Raw genomic sequence first — 16,571 nt, 5'->3', positions numbered from 1 at the left:
CTTCAGCGTTTGGAGAACAGCCCTTGCGGACGGAACATCAGGACAAGGATCAGGAACGCGAAGGCAATGGCATTGCGATCCAGGAACTGGCTAAGGTAAATGGTGCCGAACGATTCGACGATGCCCAGTGTCAGCGCCGCCAACAGGGTGCCGCGCACCGAGCCCATGCCGCCCAAGACGATGATGGCCAGTCCTTTGTAGGAAGGCACGGCGCCCATGGTGGGTTCCACCAGGTTGTTCAGCAATGCCACCCAGACTCCGGCAAAGGCGGCCAGCGCCGAGCCGATGAAGAAGTTCAGGTCGCGTACCGTGCGCAATTTGATGCCGAAGGATTCGGCCATCTGCGGATCGGAAACAGTGGCCTGGCAGGCCACGCCCACCCGCGTGCGGTTTTGCAGATAGCCCAGGATGCCGATGATGACCACCGTGCCGCCCATGACCATGAGTTCGGCCTGCGAGAATGTCAGTCCGCCGAAGACTTCGATTTGCTTTTGCAAGGGCGGCGATTGGTATGACAGACCCGAGGCGCCGAAAACAATGCGGAATAGTTCTTCGAACGCAATGTACAGGCCGATAGAAGCGATCAGCGCAACAAAAGGCGGTTGTTTGAGTATGGGTTCGTAGCACAGGCGGTACATCGCAATGCCCATCAGCCCGGCCGACAGCATGGCGGTAAGAAATGCCAGCGTCAGGCTGCCCGTGGCGTTGGTGACCAGGACGCCTATATAGCCGCCCAGGGTAAAGAAGGCGGCATGCGCGACGTGCAAAATACGCAGCAGGCCATACACCAGGGTCAGGCCCAGTGCAATAAGCGCATAGATGCTGCCTTGCACCAGGCCTTGCGCGATCAGCTCTACAAAGAGCATAAGTACTCCTAACTTGGTACTGCGGGTTTCAGCGGGCCGCCACCCGCGTGTTCATGCGCGGGCGGCGGCCTGGGCCGGTGGTTAAGTAGGCTGCGTCCACAGCACGGGGAACAAGGGGTCGTCCATGGGGGCGCCTTCGGCGAGGCGCTCTTTGAGGCCAGGGAACTCGGGCGATGTCTTCCATTGGCGCGGCGTATGGCGCATGTCGTCGCCCAGGAAGCGGACAGAGAAAACACGCCGGCGGCGGTCTTCGGCGACTCCCCCGGCGCCATGCAGCGTCAGCATATGAAAGCAGACGACGTCGCCCGGTTCGATTTCCCAACCGATGATGGGGTAGTCCTGGCGTGCCGCCTCAATGTCGGGCAAGTCGGCCAGCGTACCTTCAGGGAACCACTTGGTCTGGTTTTCCTTGAAGGAGCGGGGCATAAGCCAGGGGCCCAGGTGCGACCCGGCGACGAATTCGAGCGTGGATGCGCGGGCGACCGGGTCGACCGAAATCCACATGCTGACGTTTTGCCGTCCGTCTACGTTGTAATAGGGCTGGTCCTGGTGCCATGGCGTACGTTGCCGGGTATTGGGCTCTTTGACCAGCAGGTGATCGTGATACAGCCTGGCGGTTTGGCTGCCCATGAGCATGCCGGCCGCGGTGCCCACCGGCGACTCGAAAATAAAGCGCTTGTAGGCGTCGATTTCTTGCCAGTTGCAGAAGTCCTGGAAGAAGCTGCCGGGGTCGTCGGCCTTGCTGGCCACGGCACCGCGCGGGCTGGGGTGGGCAATATTGAAGTCGATGCCGGACTTAAGCAGTTCGACTTCTTCGGGGCTTAGCAACTGGCGCAGGCAAACGGCGCCGTCGCGCCGGAATGCTGTAATTTGTTCGGGCGTCACGCTGTCGCGGATGCGTTGGTTCAAGCTAGCGAGCATGGGGTGTGCTCCCAATAAGGTCAAGATATACAGCCAACCGGACCGGTGCGGCGCTGGTTGGGGTTGATTCGTTGGCCGCCCCGGCCGTTGTCGGCAAGGGGCGGCGACGTTCATATTTATTTTTTGTCTTTGGTGGGCGCAGCCAGCAGGACCGGGTCGTGAATGACCGAATGACGGTGCCAGGCCTTGTCTTTGACGATTTGTACCTGAATGTCTTTATTGACTTCGTGCAGGTCGTTGAAGGTCAGGTGACCGATGGGCATGTCGTAGGCACCCGCGGCGATGGCGTCGCGCAGCGCTGCTCCGCCTTTGCCCCCGGTCTTGCGCAGTCCTTCAATAAGTATGGCGGTCGCGCTAAAGGACGAGGCCCCCACCATGTCGGCGCCATAGCCCGCTGCTTTGCGGAATTGAGCCAGGTAGTCCTTGGTGACCGGCACTTCGGAGTCGCGGTCCAGCGAGGTGGTCATGAGCGTGCCTTCGGCGGCGGGACCGGCGATCTCGATGAACTTTTCGCCGTCATAGCCTTCCTGACCGATGATGGGAACGGTAATGCCGGCGGCGCGCATCTGGGAAATCAGAGGCCCGGCGTTGAAGTAATAACCGGAAGCGTAGATGACTTCGGGATTGTCGGATTTGATCTTGGCAATGAGAGCGCCGAACTGGCGTTCCTGGATGCCGTATTCGTACTCGTTGACGATGTTCAGGTCGAACTTGGGCGCGGCGTCTTTGAAGCCGGCTGCCAGCGTTTGGCCGAAGTCGTTCTTGAGCGTAACCAGGACGACGCGTTTCTTGCCCAGGTTGCTGACCAGCTTGGCGCCGCCCCGGCCTTGCACTTCGCCCATGGACGAGACGCGGAACATATAGTCGCCAGTGCGGGTAACGCTGGGGTCGATGGCATAGGCCACGACGTAGGGTACTTTGGCGCTTTGGAAGATGCCGGCGGCCGCGCGGGTAGAGGCGGAATAAGAGCCCGATACGGCGCCGACGACCTGGTCTTTCTCGACCAGTTTGGTGGCTACCGGTGTGGCTTCTTTGGCTGATGCCTGGTCGTCGTAGACGATGAGGTCGATTTTTTCGCCGTTGATGCCGCCTTTGGCGTTGGCTTCGGCTACAGCCAGTTTCGCGCCTTGCAGCGCCGAATTGCCGTCGAAAGCGGCAAAGCCGGTTAATGGCACATTAAAGCCGATCTTGATGTCGGCAAATGCCGAGTTGGCGGAAAATATTCCGCATACGAATAGCGCTGCCGCCAACTTTTTTTGGTTGAATTGCATTTTTGTCTCCGTCCTTGCCATGAAAAAGCCAGGCGTTCTGTACTAGCCGGTGGTTCAAGCTGGCTGGTCTAGCGCGCATGACACGTAAAATATGGTTGTACCGACATACAACAGATTTTGCGACGCTTTTATTTTTGATCGCTTGTCCAAGTTGTCTATACAACTATAGCAAAGAGCTTTTATACTGGCAAGCAGTTCAGCAGGCATATTTTCTTTTTTTGCAGCGCCGCAGGGCGCGGCGTGGGCGGAGGCACTTTGGATCTACCAGGACAAACTGATATTCCGTTTTATCAGCGCATTAAAAACTATCTGCTCGGCGAAATTCAGGCCGGCCAATGGAAGGAGGGCGACGCGATCCCGTCCGAGCCCATGCTGGCCAGGCAATTCGGCGTGTCGCGCATGACGGTCAACCGGGCGGTGCGCGAACTGACCGACGAGCAGATCTTGAATCGGATTCAAGGCTCGGGAACCTATGTCGCCCAGCAAAAATACCAGGCGACCCTGATAGCCATCAAGAGCATTGCCGACGAAGTGCGTGCGCGGGGGCATCAATACAGCAGCAAGCTACGCCTGCTGGAACGCCGCCCGGCCCAGGATCCGTTGAACGTGAAGTTTGGGGTGGAGGCGGGCGGAGAGCTGTTTCATTCGATTATTGTTCATTACGACAATAAGCTTCCCATCCAGGTCGAAGACCGCTGGGTCAATCCGGCCGTGGCGCCCGATTATATGGATCTCGATTTCTCGGTATCGACCCCGAATGAATATTTGATGGTGGCGGCGCCCTTGCAAGGCGTCTCGTACAGTATCGAGGCCGTCGACGCCCCGGAAGATATTGCGGCGATGCTGCATATTCCGACAGCGGGGCCGTGCCTGGTGCTGCACCGGAAAACCCTGTCGCAGGACCAGGTGGCCTCGGTGGCGACCATGTGGTACCCCGGCAGCCGTTATCAGTTTACTGGCAGTTTATAAGCTTGCCGGGCCTTGCCTATTTTCGGGAAACGTATTTATTGCCTTCTATATAGAAGCGCAGCGGCTTGGCTGCCCATTCTTCGCCTGCGTAGTCGACGCCGACACGGGGACGCTCGACGATATTGAACGGTTCAGCTGCCGGGTCGACGGCAAAATGGAAGTCGTCGCTGCATAGATCGCGGCCGTAGTCCTGCAGGGTGACACCCAGCGCCCGGCACAGCAGCCCCGGCCCCCGTGTTTTGTCCGATAGGTTCTTGACTGGTTCAATGGCGCGCAGCAAGACGGCTGTGCCGGTGCCGGCCGGCTCGGTAACCACATTCATGCAGGTATGCATGCCATAAACCAGGTAGACATAGGCGTGTCCGGGCGGGCCGAACATGGCGCGGGTGCGCGGAGTAAGCCCTCGGGCCGTATGGGCGGCCAAGTCGCCCGGGCCGAGATAGGCTTCGACTTCGACGACGCGGCCTATGCGCTGTTCACCCTCTATTGTGTGTATCAGCAGCTTGCCCAGCAGCTCTTGGGCGACGAGGGTAGTTGCGCGGTTAAAGAATTCTCTAGGCAGTTTTTTCGGTCTGGACGGCATACGTGTAACTATATTGACTTTTTTAAAATTACTTCATATGATATATGACCAGATTTTCAAGTTTGTCGATGTATGTACAAGCCAGTACCAGTAATCAGTACTTTTTTGCTCTTATCTTCTCCTTGAGAGTCTGTTCCACAGAGCATGTTGCTCTTAATTATGAAGGATTGCAAAAAAATGCAAACAGAAACTGGCATCGTCAAATGGTTTAACAACGAAAAGGGCTATGGCTTCATCAAGCCGGAAGCAGGTGGCAAAGACCTCTTCGCCCACCACACCGACATCCTCGGTACAGGCTTTAAGTCGCTCGAAGAAAACCAGCGCGTTTCCTACGTCGCTTCGGAAGGCCAAAAAGGTCCTCAAGCCAAATCCATCCAAGTTATCTAATAACGTGATGGCTTAAAAAAACCCACCTTGCGGTGGGTTTTTTTGTTGCCAAAAAGTTTCCCTTGGGGGCAGCAAGCCGCGGTAGCGGCGCAGCGTAGGGGCTTTTATTCCTGTTGTTAGGCCGCGGCTTACGCCGCGTTGGCCAAATAAGAAGCCAACTGGCCGTGTAGCTTGTCCTTTTCTGCATCGGGCAAAAAAGAGGCGGTAATGCTGTTGCCCGCAATCGCAGCCAGCTCTGCCCGGGACAAATCCAGTGCCAGGGCCGATTCCAAATAGTTTTGCCCAACATATCCGCCGAAGTAGGCCGGGTCGTCGGAATTGACGGTGACCATGGCGCCGCTGCGCAGCAGGCGGGCCAGGTTGTGTTGGCCAAGGTCGTCGACCACGCGCAACTTGAGGTTGGACAAGGGGCATACTGTCAGCGGCGTTTGCTCGGCAATCAGGCGCTGCATGAGAACGGGATCTTCTTCGGCCCGCACGCCATGGTCGATGCGTTCGGCATGCAGCAGGTCCAGTGCGTCGCGCACATAGGCGGGCGGGCCTTCTTCGCCCGCATGGGCAACCAGGCGAAACCCCAGTTCGCGGCAGCGTTGGTAAACACGGGCGAATTTTTCCGGCGGATTGCCGCGCTCGGCCGAGTCCAGGCCGATGCCCAGCCATAGGTCCTCGTATTGCGCACGCAGCGGCAGGGCGGCCTGGAGCGTGTCGAACGCGTCCTGTTCGGACAAATGCCGCAAAAAACTCATAAGCAGGTAGCCAGTGATGCCCGTGTCATTGCGCGCATCGCGCAGGGCACGGGCTATGCCCGCGAATACGGTTTCAATGGCTACGCCGCGCGCCGTATGGGTTTGCGGGTCGAACATGATTTCGGCATGGCAAACACCATCGGCATGAGCGCGTTGCAGATAGGCGGCCGTCATGTCGTAGAAGTCTTGTTCGGTAATCAATACGCCCGCGCCGGCGTAGTACAGGTCCAGAAAGGACTGCAGGTCGGTAAAGGCATACGCCTCGCGCAGGGCCTGTTCGGATGGATAGGGCAGAGCAATGCCATTGCGCTTTGCCAGGGCAAAAATAAGCTCGGGTTCAAGCGTGCCTTCGATGTGCAGATGCAGTTCGGCCTTGGGCAGGCCGGCAATGAAGCCGGAAAGGTCTTGAGTCGCAGCGGACGTGGCCATGGCTGTTCCTGTGGTAATTGTGCGCAGTCAGTTGGCGCGATAAGCGGCCAAGGCTACCATGGCCCAGGCAACAATGAAGGCGGCCCCGCCTATTGGGGTGATGGCGCCCAGCCACTTGGTGCCCGATATAGCCAGAATGTAAAGGCTGCCGCTGAAGATGACGACGCCGGCAAACATGACTGCGGCGGCCAGGCTTAGCAAGGGCGAGCCGAATCGCGCGCTCAGGGCGGCAAGGGCAAGCAATCCCAGCCCGTGCACCAGTTGGTACAGCACGGCGGTTTGCCATATGTTCAGCAGGTCGGGGGTGAGGATGCGTTTCAGGCCATGAGCCCCGAAGGCGCCCGCGGCAACGCCGGTGAGCAAGATCAATGAGGCTAAAACGACAAGCTGGCGATCCGTCATGCTGGGTTTCCTTTAAAGAGTGTGGCTGTCCGGGCTATCGCATTGCGCCGCGGTGCAATATCATGAAGCGAGTGCAGCAAAATAAACAAACGGCGGATACGCGCCATTCGTTCCGCCTATGATTGCAATACTCGTTTTTAACACGGAGGATAACGGGCTATGGCGCAAGCAGCAGCATCGGATTCGAAAGAAGCTATACCCGCAGACTCGCCGCCCGAACTTGCTTCGCCCGTCGTCGCATCGGTATTGTATCGCCGCGGGCAGGCTGCACAGGATGTGCCGCTGGAAGAAATCGGCCGCTACAAAGACGGTTGCGACGGCTTGTTGTGGATAGGCCTTAAAGAACCCCAGCCTGACGTCATCCGCAATATCGGCCAGCAATTGGGTTGGTCGCGCCGCGCGGTCGACGAGATCATCGAACCGCATCGCCGCCCAAAAATCATCGAGTACGATGCGTTGACTCAAATCGTGGCGATTACCGTCGAGGTCGCGCATTTGCGGCCCGCTTTCGGTGAAACCCAGTTGCTGCTCGGAACCAATTTCCTGGTCACCGTCCGGCGCGGCGCAACTATCGGCCATGCGCAATTGCGCCATCACCTGGAAGGCGTTCCCGATTTTCTCGCGCGCGGCAGCGACTACGTGGCGTCGGCTTTGCTGGACTTGCTGGTGGACCACTATCTGGAAGCCACGGGCCGCATGGAAACCGGCGTTGAAGGCGTGGAGCATCAGTTTTTATTGCGGGGATTTCATCCTCACGATGTGCGCAAGCTTTATCGGCAGCGGCGGGATCTGTTGCGCATCTTCAATGCCATCGCGCCCATGGCCGAAATTTGCAGGCGGCTGGCTCGCGTCGAAATGAAGCATGTCGACGCCGATGCGCGTCCGTATTTCGGCGAGGTCGGCGATCGCGTAATGCGTGTCACCGAGCTGGTGAACAGCCTGCGCGAAGCACTGGCGTTCGCGTTCGAGGCCGGGCTGATGATAGGCCAGGCGCAGCAGACCGACATCACCAAGAAGCTGGCGTCCTGGGCGGCTATCCTGGCCGTGCCTACGGCGGTTGCCGGCATCTACGGCATGAATTTCAAGTACATGCCCGAGCTGGACTGGACATATGGCTATCCTATGGTCTTGGCGGCAACCTTTGCCGCTTGCGGTATTTTGTACTGGCGTTTCAAGAAGGCGAAGTGGCTGTGATTTGCGTCTTGTAAGGACGTAGCGTTTACAAGGCCGGCAGCCGCGCCAAGGCTGAAGCGGCCAGAGGAGGTGGCATCATGGAATGGGCTACACACGAAGTAAGCAATCAGGTACCGGAACTGGTCGACTACAACCTGTATTCAAGCGACCGGATACTGCAAGAGGCAGTGAAACGCGAAGGAGCGTCCTGGCACGAGGCTGCGCTGGCCAGCTATGGCGCGGTGCTGGGCAGCAAGGAAATTCTTGCCTTGGCGCACGAGGTCAATCGCCACGCTCCCGAAGCCGAACCGTTCGACCGCTGGGGAAGACGGGTAGACCGGATATCATTCCATCCCGGCTGGCATCAATTTTTGCGCATGGGCTTTGAGCAAGGCATGCATTCGTCCGCCTGGAGCGCGCCGGGCCCTGGCGCGCAAGTGGCGCGTGCCGCCGTTTATCTGCTGCACGGCCAGGTCGAAGCCGGCTCGTTATGCCCTATTACCATGACTTCGGCGGCCCTGCCTTTGTTGCAGCAAGAGCCCTGGTTCGAAGAAGTTCGTCCCTTGCTGTACTCATTGCAGTACGACCCAACCGACGGGCCGCTGGGCGCCAAGCGCGGCATGATGGTCGGCATGGGCATGACCGAGAAACAAGGGGGTTCCGATTTGCGCAGCAACACGACGCGCGCGTTGCCCATCGGCGCCGGCGGCCGTGGCGGAGCCTATCGCATCACCGGGCATAAATGGTTTCTTTCTTCGCCGATGTCCGATGCGCATCTGGTGCTGGCGGGGCATGAAGAACAGTTCTCTTGCTTTTATGTTCCCCGCTGGCATCCCGAAGGCCGCAAGAACGCCGTATGCATCCAGCGCGCCAAGGACAAGATGGGCAATCGCTCCAACTCAAGCGTCGAGGTCGAGTTCCAGGACGCCTACGGTGTATTGATCGGCGAAGCGGGCCGGGGCATTGCGACCCTGGTCGAAATGGCCGGATACACCCGGCTTGATTGCGTGCTGGGCAGTACGGCGTTGTTGCGCCAAGCGGTAGTCCAGGCCCTGCACCATGCCCAGCATCGCAGCGCTTTTGGCCGGCGCCTGATCGAACAGCCACTTATGCGCGCCGTCCTGGCCGACCTGTCGCTTGAAAGCGAAGCGGCAACCGTGCTTGCCCTGCGCCTGGCGCGAGCTTTCGATGCAGCGGATACCCCGCTGGAACAAGCGTTTCGCCGGATCCTGACGCCGGCGTCCAAGTTCTGGGTATGCAAGCGCACCATCGAAGCCGCGGCCGAATGCATGGAGGTATGGGGAGGCAACGGCTACATCGAAAACTGTCCCATGCCGCGGTTATATCGCGAGGCGCCAGTCAACTCTATCTGGGAAGGCTCGGGTAATGTCATGTGCCTGGACGTTTTGCGCGCTTTGCGCCGCGAACCCGAGGCGGCCGGCGCTCTGCTCGATTCTCTGGTGCGAGACTGCGCCGGCGAGCGCCTGCTCGAACCCGCCGTGCAGCGGCTGGTGGAATTGCTCGGGCAAGAACCGGAAGAAATCGAATTGAGGGCGCGCTACGTGGCCCAGCAATTGGTGTTGTTGGTGCAGGCTGGCTTGATGCGCCGCCATTCGCCGCCAGCGGTGGCTGATGCCTTCATCCAGAGCCGGTTCTCGGGACGCGGAGGCCGCGTCTATGGCGTTGTTTCAGGGAAAACCGCAACCGCGGCGATCTTCCAGCGTGCCTGGCATGAATGAGCCGGATGGAATGGTACGTATAATCCGGTAAATGTTTATTGTGTTGCCCAACAACCGTCAGTCTGGGGTTCGGCCGAGGAATCAATGAAGCAATTGCTGCAAATTTTAGTGTCCCGCTTGTTTGCCCGCTTGCCCAAGAAGTTTCGCGGGCCGGTGCAAATCGGCCTGGCCGCATTGGTGCTTGCGGGTCTGGGCGTTGCCTCTGCCTACGAGGGTCAGGCCCCGGAATCAGCGGGCCAGCATGCCGAAGGCCACTATCAATTGCAAGGCAGGGTCGTGCACGTAGCCGATGGCGATACCTTTACCCTGATGGTGGGCGGCCGCCAGGAAAAGATCCGCATGGCCAGCATCGACGCGCCCGAAACCACAAAAAACCGGGAACGCCCCGGGCAACCCATGGCGCAGGTTTCGAAGGACGCATTGGCGGAACTGGTGGCGGGTAAAACGCTGGCCCTCGATTGCTATGAAAAAGACCGCTACGGCCGCAACGTCTGCGACGTGCCGCTGGCCGATGGCACAACTGCCAACCAACGCCAGGTGGCCGCGGGCATGGCATGGGCCAATATGGAAGGGCGCGGCAAGTTCATGCGCGACCCGAGGCTGCCGGGGCTGGAGCAAAAGGCCAGGCAAGCCAGGCTGGGCTTGTGGCGCGATGCCGACCCTATTAAGCCCTGGGCATGGCGCTACGATTGTTGGCAAAAGGGCAAATGCTGATCCAGGCAGTGCGTCTGGCGCGGCTGCTGGCAGGCCTGGGGCTGGCCGCTATTCTGGGCGCATGTTCGCAAGAGGCCGTCAATAGTCCCTACCAGGTTGATGCCGCTGGCCGCAACGTACTGTATACGGCATTTGCGCAGCGCTCGCCCAAGTACCTGGATCCGGCCAGCTCCTACTCGGCCGACGAAACGCCCTTTACCTATTCGATTTACGACCCCTTGTACCAATACGAATATCTGGAACGCCCTTATAAGCTGATTCCCAAAGCGGCGGCATCGGTAGTTTTGCCGGCGTACTTCGACAAACAGGGCAAACGCTTGCCGGACGACGTTCCGGGCGAATCGGTGGCCTACAGCTTGTACGATATTCCCATCAAGCGGGGCGTGATGTTTCAGCCGCATCCGGCGTTCGCCCGCGATGCCAAGGGCGCCTATTTGTACTGGCCGCTGCAGGCCGGTGCGCTCGAGGGAAAATTTTCCATTCCCGATTTCCCGCAGACTGGCACGCGCGAACTGACTGCGCAGGACTATGTATATGCTTTTCGACGGTTGGCCAGCCCGCGCGTGGTGTCGCCGGCATTTTCCGTCCTGGCCAGCCATATTGCCGGCATGCGCGATTACGGCTTGCGCTTGAAAGAGATCAACGCTGGCCTGAACGGTAAAGACTCATGGCTGGACTTGCGCGACTACGGTTTCGACGGCGTGCAGGCGCTTGATGCGCATACCTTGCGGATAAAAGTGCTGGGCAAGTATCCGCAATTCAAATATTGGCTGGCCATGACGTTTACCGCCCCGATACCCTGGGAAGCCGACCGCTTTTACTCCCAGCCCGGCATGGCGGAACACAATCTGTCGTTCAATACCTGGCCGGTTGGAACCGGGCCTTATATGTTGGTGGAGTCCATCACGAATCGGCGCCATGTCCTGGCCAGGAATCCGAATTTTCGCGGCGACCCGTATCCATGCACGGGAGAACCGGGCGACGCGGCGGCCGGTTTGCTGAAAGACTGCGGCAAGCCCACGCCCTTCATCGACCGCATAGTGATGTCGCTTGAAAAAGAAAGTGTGCCTCTGATGGGAAAATTCTTGCAGGGCTATTACGATATCCCCGAGGCGGATGGCGGCGGCTATGGCGTGGCCATGCGCGTGGCTGCCGGCGATTCGGCCGAGAAGGCGGCCTTGTACAAAGACCATGGACTGCAACTGCTTACATCGACCGAGGCGCAGATCTACTACTTTGGATTCAATTGGCTCGATCCTGTCGTCGGCAAGGGCGACAGTCCCGAACAGCAAGAGAAAAACCGCAAACTGCGGCAGGCCATCAGCATCGCGTTCAATTGGGAACAATACGTTTCCATATTTTTGAACGACCAGGCGCAGGTAGCGCAAGGGCCGATTCCTCCAGGGGTGCCGGGCTACCAGGATTTGCCCGCAGGCATGAACAAAAGCGTCTATGTTTCCGAGCAGGGCAGGGCCGTGCGCCGCCCCTTGGACGAGGCCAGGCGTCTGTTGGCCGAGGCGGGCTACCCCGACGGGCGCGATGCTGCAACCGGCCAGCCGTTGATCCTGCATTTCGATTCGGCCGGCGGCCTGGGTTCAAGCGCCACGCTGGATTGGATGCGCCGGCAACTGCGCGCCCTGAATGTCGAACTGGAAATACGCGCGACCGACTACAACCGTTTCCAGGAAAAAATGAGCCGGGGCAGTACGCAAATGTTCATGTGGGGTTGGGTCGCCGATTATCCCGATGCCGAGAACTTTTTGTTTTTGCTGTATGGGCCCAATGCCAAGGCGGCCAAGGGCGGCGAGAACGCGTCAAATTACCAGAACCCCGAGTTCGATCGCTTGTTCGAGCAAATGCGCTTTCTGGATGATGGACCTGAAAAGGACGCCATTATCCATAAGATGACGGCGATCGTTCAGGCCGACATGCCGTGGATGTTCGGCTATTTTCCCAAGTCCGGCGGCGCCTACCAGGCATGGGTGCGCAATGCCAAGCCCACGCAAATGGTACGCAATGCGCTGCAGTACTACCGGATCGATCCGGCCCTGCGCAAGACTAGCATCCAGGCCTGGAACCGCCCCGTCTGGTGGCCGCTGTGGTTGTTGGCCGCCTTGGCGCTGGCGGCCGTCTACCCCGCTTACCGAGTGCTGCGGCGCCGCGAGCGCCAGACCGCGCTGGACGAAGCGCCGACACCGGGAGGTCAAGAATGACCGCCTATATTGTTCGCCGCCTGCTGTATGGCGTACTGATTCTGGTCGGTGTGAATCTGCTGACTTTCGTATTGTTCTTTGCCGTCAATACGCCGGACGACATGGCCCGCCTGTCCATAGGCGGGCAGCGGGTCAGTCAGGATGCCATTGAAAAATGGAAGACGGAACGCGGCTACGACAAACCGCTGTTTTTCAATGCGCAGGCCCAAGGGGCGCAGGCGCTGACCGATACTATTTTCTACGAACGTTCCTTGCCGCTGCTGAAGTTCGATTTCGGTTTTTCCGACGGCGGACACGACATCGGGCATGAAATACGACAGCGCATGGGCCCCAGCCTGGCCCTGGCGCTTCCCACATTCGCCCTGGGCTTGTTCGCCTGTATTGTGTTTGCGCTGTTGCTGGTGTTCTTCAAGGGTACGCCGCTGGATTTCTATGGGGTGGTCGTATGCGTTGTGCTGCTTTCCATTTCAGCCTTGTTTTACATTATTGCGGGGCAGTGGCTGTTTGCCAAAGTCCTGCGCTGGGTGCCTTATTCTGGCTACATCGGCGGCTGGGATAGCGTGCGCTTTTTGGCCTTGCCGGTATTGGTCGGCATAGTTTCACGGCTGGGCGGCGAGTCGAGGTTTTATCGGACCCTGTTTCTGGAAGAAGCCAGCAAGGACTATGTGCGCACCGCACGCGCCAAGGGCTTGTCCGAGCGTATCGTGCTGTTCAGGCACGTGCTGCGCAATGCGCTGTTGCCCATTCTTACCGGCACGGTGTCCGCAATTCCGCTGCTGTTCATGGGCAGCCTGATTGCCGAGTCGTTCTTCGGCATTCCCGGCCTGGGCAGCTACACCATCGACGCTATCAACGGGCAGGATTTTTCCATTGTCAGGGCCATGGTTTTCCTGGGTTCGGCCTTGTATATCGTGGGGCTTATCCTGGCGGACATTTCTTATACCCTGGCCGACCCCAGGATAAGGTTCGATTGATGCCTAAATTCGTGTTCCTCTGGACCGATGTATTCCTCTTCTGCCTGTTGGCAGGAGTACTGGTTTATGTGTTCAGGGCCAGGCGCAGCGTTGCTTTGCGCGCCGCCTGGCTGCAAGTGGGTCGGCGCCCCTCGGCCATGTGCGCGGCCATGGTGCTGGGCATGTTCGTACTGGCGGGCTTGCTGGATTCGGTGCATTACCGTCCTTTGCTGCCGCCGGCCGAGGGCAAGGCCGCAGCGTATTCGCCGGTGCTGCGTTCGGCCCTGGACGACATCCTTACCGCGACGCAAATGAGCCATCCCGAGGCAACTTATTCCGCGCCCTTGGCCGTACGCCAATTTACCAAGGAAACCCAGCTTATCGACGGCAAGCCTGTGCGCGACTATCCGCGCCTGAAGCATGCCGGCACGCAACTGAAGCACGAGGAAGACAGGCCCAAGGATTTGCGGGCCCGCGTGCTTGCCGGCCTGGGCTGGGGCGCGGCGGCGGGCCTGCTTGCCGGTGCATTGCTGGTCCTGGCCGGCGCGCGGCGCGAAGGTTCGGTGCGCGATGCGTGGCGGGCCTTGCGGCGCGGTGAAACAGATTTACCCTGGCGGGCGATGTGGCTGACTTTTTTCATGCTGGCCCTGGTTGCGGGCGCAGTCATTGCCTTGAGCCTGGACTACCATGTGCTGGGCACCGACCGCACGGGCAACGATGTGCTGCGCCAGGGCCTGAAAAGCGTGCGCACGGCGCTGGTCATCGGTACGCTGACGACCTTGGCCATGCTGCCGCCGGCTTTGCTGTTTGGGATTTCAGCGGGGTATTTCCGGGGCTGGGTCGACGATGTGATCCAGTACGTTTATACGACGCTTACTTCTATTCCCGGCGTATTGCTGATTGCGGCCTGCGTGCTGATGATGCAGGTGTATATCGACAATAACCCCGACCTGTTTACTACCGTGGCGACACGGGCCGACCTGCGGCTTTTTTTGCTGTGCCTCATTCTGGGACTGACGGGCTGGGCCGGTTTGTGCCGCATGCTGCGAGCCGAGACGATGAAACTGCGCGAGCTGGAATATGTACAGGCGGCCAGGGCGTTCGGCCTTGGGCCGTGGCGCATCATGCTGCGCCATATCCTGCCCAATGTCATGCATATTATCCTGATCACCATGGTGCTCGAGTTTTCCGGGCTGGTGCTTTATGAGGCGGTGCTGTCCTACCTGGGTATAGGCGTGGACCCCAGCACGCCGTCTTTCGGCACCATGATCGATGCTGCGCGCCTGGAGATGTCGCGCGACCCCATGGTCTGGTGGAACTTGCTTACCGCGTTTGCGTTCTTGCTGGCGCTGGTATTGTCGGCCAATATTTTGTCTGATGCGGTACAGGACGCTTTCGATCCTCGCGCCCGCGCCTTCCGGCCGTTAAGGCCGCGGCCCGCCAAATTGCCGCGGCCGCGGGCGGGAGAACGGACATGAGCGGCGGCTTGAATCCAGGGGGGGCGCCGAACGCCGCCGCGGTTTTATCGGTGCGCGACTTGTCGGTGCGGATATCGGGCGAAGCCGGCGTCAACGAGGCGGTCAAGGCGCTGAGCCTGGCTGTAGAACGCGGGCAGACCTTTGCGTTGGTGGGCGAATCGGGCTGCGGCAAGAGCATGACGGCCCTGGCTTTGCTGCGCCTGCTGCCGGAGGCGGGCAGGATCGCTTCCGGTGCCATAGAGCTGGATGAAATCGACTTGAACCGATTGCCCGAGTCGGGCATGCGGGCCGTGCGCGGCGGGCAGATCGGCATTATCTTCCAGGAGCCGTCCACCAGCCTGAATCCTGTAATGACGGTGGGCGCGCAAATACTGGAGGTGCTGCATACCCATACCGGCCAGCGCGGCGCCGACGCGGTGCAGCGCGCCATAGACTGGCTGGGCCGCGTAGGCATCCCCGATCCCGCGCAGCGCTTCAACGATTATCCTTTTCAATTTTCGGGCGGGCAGAAACAGCGTGTGATGATTGCCATTGCGTTGGCGGCGCAGCCGCGGCTGCTGATTGCCGACGAGCCCACCACGGCGCTGGATGTCACCGTACAGGCCCAGATATTGCAGCTTCTGGCCGATATCCAGGCCGAGATGGGGCTGGCCATTTTGTTGATCACGCACGACCTGACCGTAGTCAGGCATGTGGCCGACCATGTCGCGTTGATGCGCGACGGACAAATTTTGCTGACGGTCGACGCACCTACATTCTTCAAGGCCCCCGACCATCCTTATGCCCGTCAATTGCTGGCGGCTATTCCGACATTCGCCAAACGCGGCCATTCCCTGCTTAGGCCCGACGAGCCGTTGCCGCACAGTAAGTTCGCCGGGCCCGGCGGCTCCAGTATCTCTTCCGTATTGAGCGTGAAGGATCTGACCGTGTCGTATGCGCAGCGCCAGGGTTTGTTGCGCCGCCAGGGGGCTGCGGTCCGCGTTGTCGACGGCGTTTCGTTCGAGCTGGCCGCCGGTGAAACCCTGGCCTTGCTGGGCGAGTCGGGCTGCGGCAAGACGACAACGGCCAAAGCCTTGCTGCGGCTTCTGGACAAGCAGGCACATGTCGGCGGACGAGTCGAACTGGGTGGTGTCTCCGTATTCGACGCGGGCAGCGCCGCCCTGAAACGCTTGCGCCAGTCTTTGCAGATAGTCTTTCAGGATCCCTATGCTTCGCTCAATCCGCGCATGCTGGTGGGGCAGATTCTGGAAGAGGGCGTGGCGGCATTGCGGCCGGATCGGTCGCGGCGCGACCGCCAGGCCCAGATTGCGCGTTTGCTGGACCGCGTAGGCCTGCCGTCCAACACGGTCCGGCGTTATCCGCATGAATTTTCCGGCGGGCAGCGCCAGCGCATCGCTATTGCCCGGGCCTTGTCGGTCGAGCCCAAAGTGCTGGTGTGCGACGAGCCCACTTCGGCGCTGGATGTTTCGGTGCAGGCGCAAATTCTGGAGCTGCTGAAGGTGTTGCAGCAAGAGTTCAATATGGGCTATTTATTCATTACCCATAACTTTGGCGTGGTGGAATATTTGTCCGATCGGATAGCCGTGATGCACCAGGGCCGGATTATTGAAATCGGCGCCACCGAGTCGGTTCTGAAGAACGCCAGGCACCCGGAAACCAGGCGCCTGCTGGCGGCGGTGCCGCGCCTGTAGCGCAGGCTATGGGCCTATAATCGGGGCTGTGCCTTG

At 59.7% G+C, this 16,571-nt stretch carries 15 protein-coding genes; 9 read left to right on the top strand and 6 right to left on the bottom strand.

The window, feature by feature from the left end; all coding sequences use genetic code 11:
- Positions 1 to 2: 2 nt before the first annotated feature.
- The 3 genes from DFR37_RS15860 to DFR37_RS15850 all read right to left on the bottom strand — a co-directional run bounded on the left by DFR37_RS15860 (position 3) and on the right by DFR37_RS15850 (position 3,058).
- Positions 3 to 866: a branched-chain amino acid ABC transporter permease gene (locus DFR37_RS15860; RefSeq protein ID WP_113934259.1), complete on the bottom strand. Its 864-nt coding sequence runs from the start codon at positions 864 to 866 to the stop codon at positions 3 to 5.
- An 81-nt stretch (positions 867 to 947) separates the two neighbouring features.
- Positions 948 to 1,787 carry a phytanoyl-CoA dioxygenase family protein gene (locus DFR37_RS15855; RefSeq protein ID WP_113934258.1) on the bottom strand — a complete coding sequence of 280 codons (840 nt, stop codon included), beginning with the start codon at positions 1,785 to 1,787 and terminating at the stop codon, positions 948 to 950.
- A gap of 116 nt (positions 1,788 to 1,903) precedes the next feature.
- On the bottom strand, positions 1,904 to 3,058 hold the full coding sequence (locus DFR37_RS15850) for an ABC transporter substrate-binding protein (protein WP_113934257.1): 1,155 nt from the start codon (positions 3,056 to 3,058) through the stop codon (positions 1,904 to 1,906).
- Positions 3,059 to 3,313: 255 nt separating this feature from the next.
- Between DFR37_RS15850 and hutC the strand changes: the two genes are divergently transcribed.
- A complete protein-coding gene (gene hutC / locus DFR37_RS15845; protein ID WP_113934286.1) occupies positions 3,314 to 4,027 on the top strand; it encodes a histidine utilization transcriptional repressor HutC in 714 nt (237 codons plus the stop codon).
- 16 nt (positions 4,028 to 4,043) lie between these two features.
- On the opposite strand, the gene DFR37_RS15840 is transcribed toward hutC, so the two are convergent.
- On the bottom strand, positions 4,044 to 4,610 hold the full coding sequence (locus tag DFR37_RS15840) for a DNA-3-methyladenine glycosylase (protein ID WP_113934256.1): 567 nt from the start codon (positions 4,608 to 4,610) through the stop codon (positions 4,044 to 4,046).
- 177 nt (positions 4,611 to 4,787) lie between these two features.
- Between DFR37_RS15840 and DFR37_RS15835 the strand changes: the two genes are divergently transcribed.
- On the top strand, positions 4,788 to 4,997 hold the full coding sequence (locus DFR37_RS15835; protein ID WP_113934255.1) for a cold-shock protein: 210 nt from the start codon (positions 4,788 to 4,790) through the stop codon (positions 4,995 to 4,997).
- Between the two features lie 128 nt (positions 4,998 to 5,125).
- Here the strand turns inward: DFR37_RS15835 and DFR37_RS15830 are convergent, their stop codons facing one another.
- On the bottom strand, positions 5,126 to 6,172 hold the full coding sequence (locus DFR37_RS15830) for an adenosine deaminase (protein WP_113934254.1): 1,047 nt from the start codon (positions 6,170 to 6,172) through the stop codon (positions 5,126 to 5,128).
- A gap of 27 nt (positions 6,173 to 6,199) precedes the next feature.
- Entirely contained in the window at positions 6,200 to 6,574 is a 375-nt protein-coding gene (locus DFR37_RS15825; RefSeq protein WP_113934253.1) for a DUF423 domain-containing protein, read from the bottom strand.
- Positions 6,575 to 6,733: 159 nt separating this feature from the next.
- Here DFR37_RS15825 and DFR37_RS15820 point away from each other — a divergent pair, with 159 nt between their 5' ends.
- From DFR37_RS15820 to DFR37_RS15790, 7 genes are all read left to right on the top strand, one after another.
- Positions 6,734 to 7,768, top strand: coding sequence for a magnesium and cobalt transport protein CorA (locus DFR37_RS15820; RefSeq protein WP_113934252.1), 1,035 nt, complete (start codon positions 6,734 to 6,736; stop codon positions 7,766 to 7,768).
- A 77-nt stretch (positions 7,769 to 7,845) separates the two neighbouring features.
- Positions 7,846 to 9,486 (top strand): isovaleryl-CoA dehydrogenase, encoded by a 1,641-nt coding sequence (locus tag DFR37_RS15815; protein WP_113934251.1) that lies wholly within the window; start codon positions 7,846 to 7,848, stop codon positions 9,484 to 9,486.
- An 84-nt stretch (positions 9,487 to 9,570) separates the two neighbouring features.
- Complete coding sequence (locus DFR37_RS15810; protein WP_113934250.1) at positions 9,571 to 10,200, top strand: thermonuclease family protein; 630 nt, start codon at positions 9,571 to 9,573, stop codon at positions 10,198 to 10,200.
- Positions 10,194 to 12,413 (top strand): ABC transporter substrate-binding protein, encoded by a 2,220-nt coding sequence (locus DFR37_RS15805; protein WP_113934249.1) that lies wholly within the window; start codon positions 10,194 to 10,196, stop codon positions 12,411 to 12,413. The genes DFR37_RS15810 and DFR37_RS15805 overlap by 7 nt, the downstream gene beginning before the upstream one ends.
- Positions 12,410 to 13,387, top strand: a complete 978-nt coding sequence (locus DFR37_RS15800) for an ABC transporter permease (protein WP_113934248.1) — start codon at positions 12,410 to 12,412, stop codon at positions 13,385 to 13,387. The genes DFR37_RS15805 and DFR37_RS15800 overlap by 4 nt, the downstream gene beginning before the upstream one ends.
- Positions 13,387 to 14,844, top strand: coding sequence for an ABC transporter permease (locus DFR37_RS15795; RefSeq protein WP_113934247.1), 1,458 nt, complete (start codon positions 13,387 to 13,389; stop codon positions 14,842 to 14,844). The genes DFR37_RS15800 and DFR37_RS15795 overlap by 1 nt, the downstream gene beginning before the upstream one ends.
- A complete protein-coding gene (locus DFR37_RS15790) occupies positions 14,841 to 16,535 on the top strand; it encodes an ABC transporter ATP-binding protein (protein WP_113934246.1) in 1,695 nt (564 codons plus the stop codon). The genes DFR37_RS15795 and DFR37_RS15790 overlap by 4 nt, the downstream gene beginning before the upstream one ends.
- Positions 16,536 to 16,571: the final 36 nt, after the last annotated feature.

The organism is Eoetvoesiella caeni (assembly GCF_003315175.1).
GTDB lineage: Bacteria > Pseudomonadota > Gammaproteobacteria > Burkholderiales > Burkholderiaceae_B > Eoetvoesia > Eoetvoesia caeni.
The sequence above is the reverse complement of the archived record's forward strand: the minus strand, read 5'-3'. Positions and strand labels throughout refer to the sequence as shown.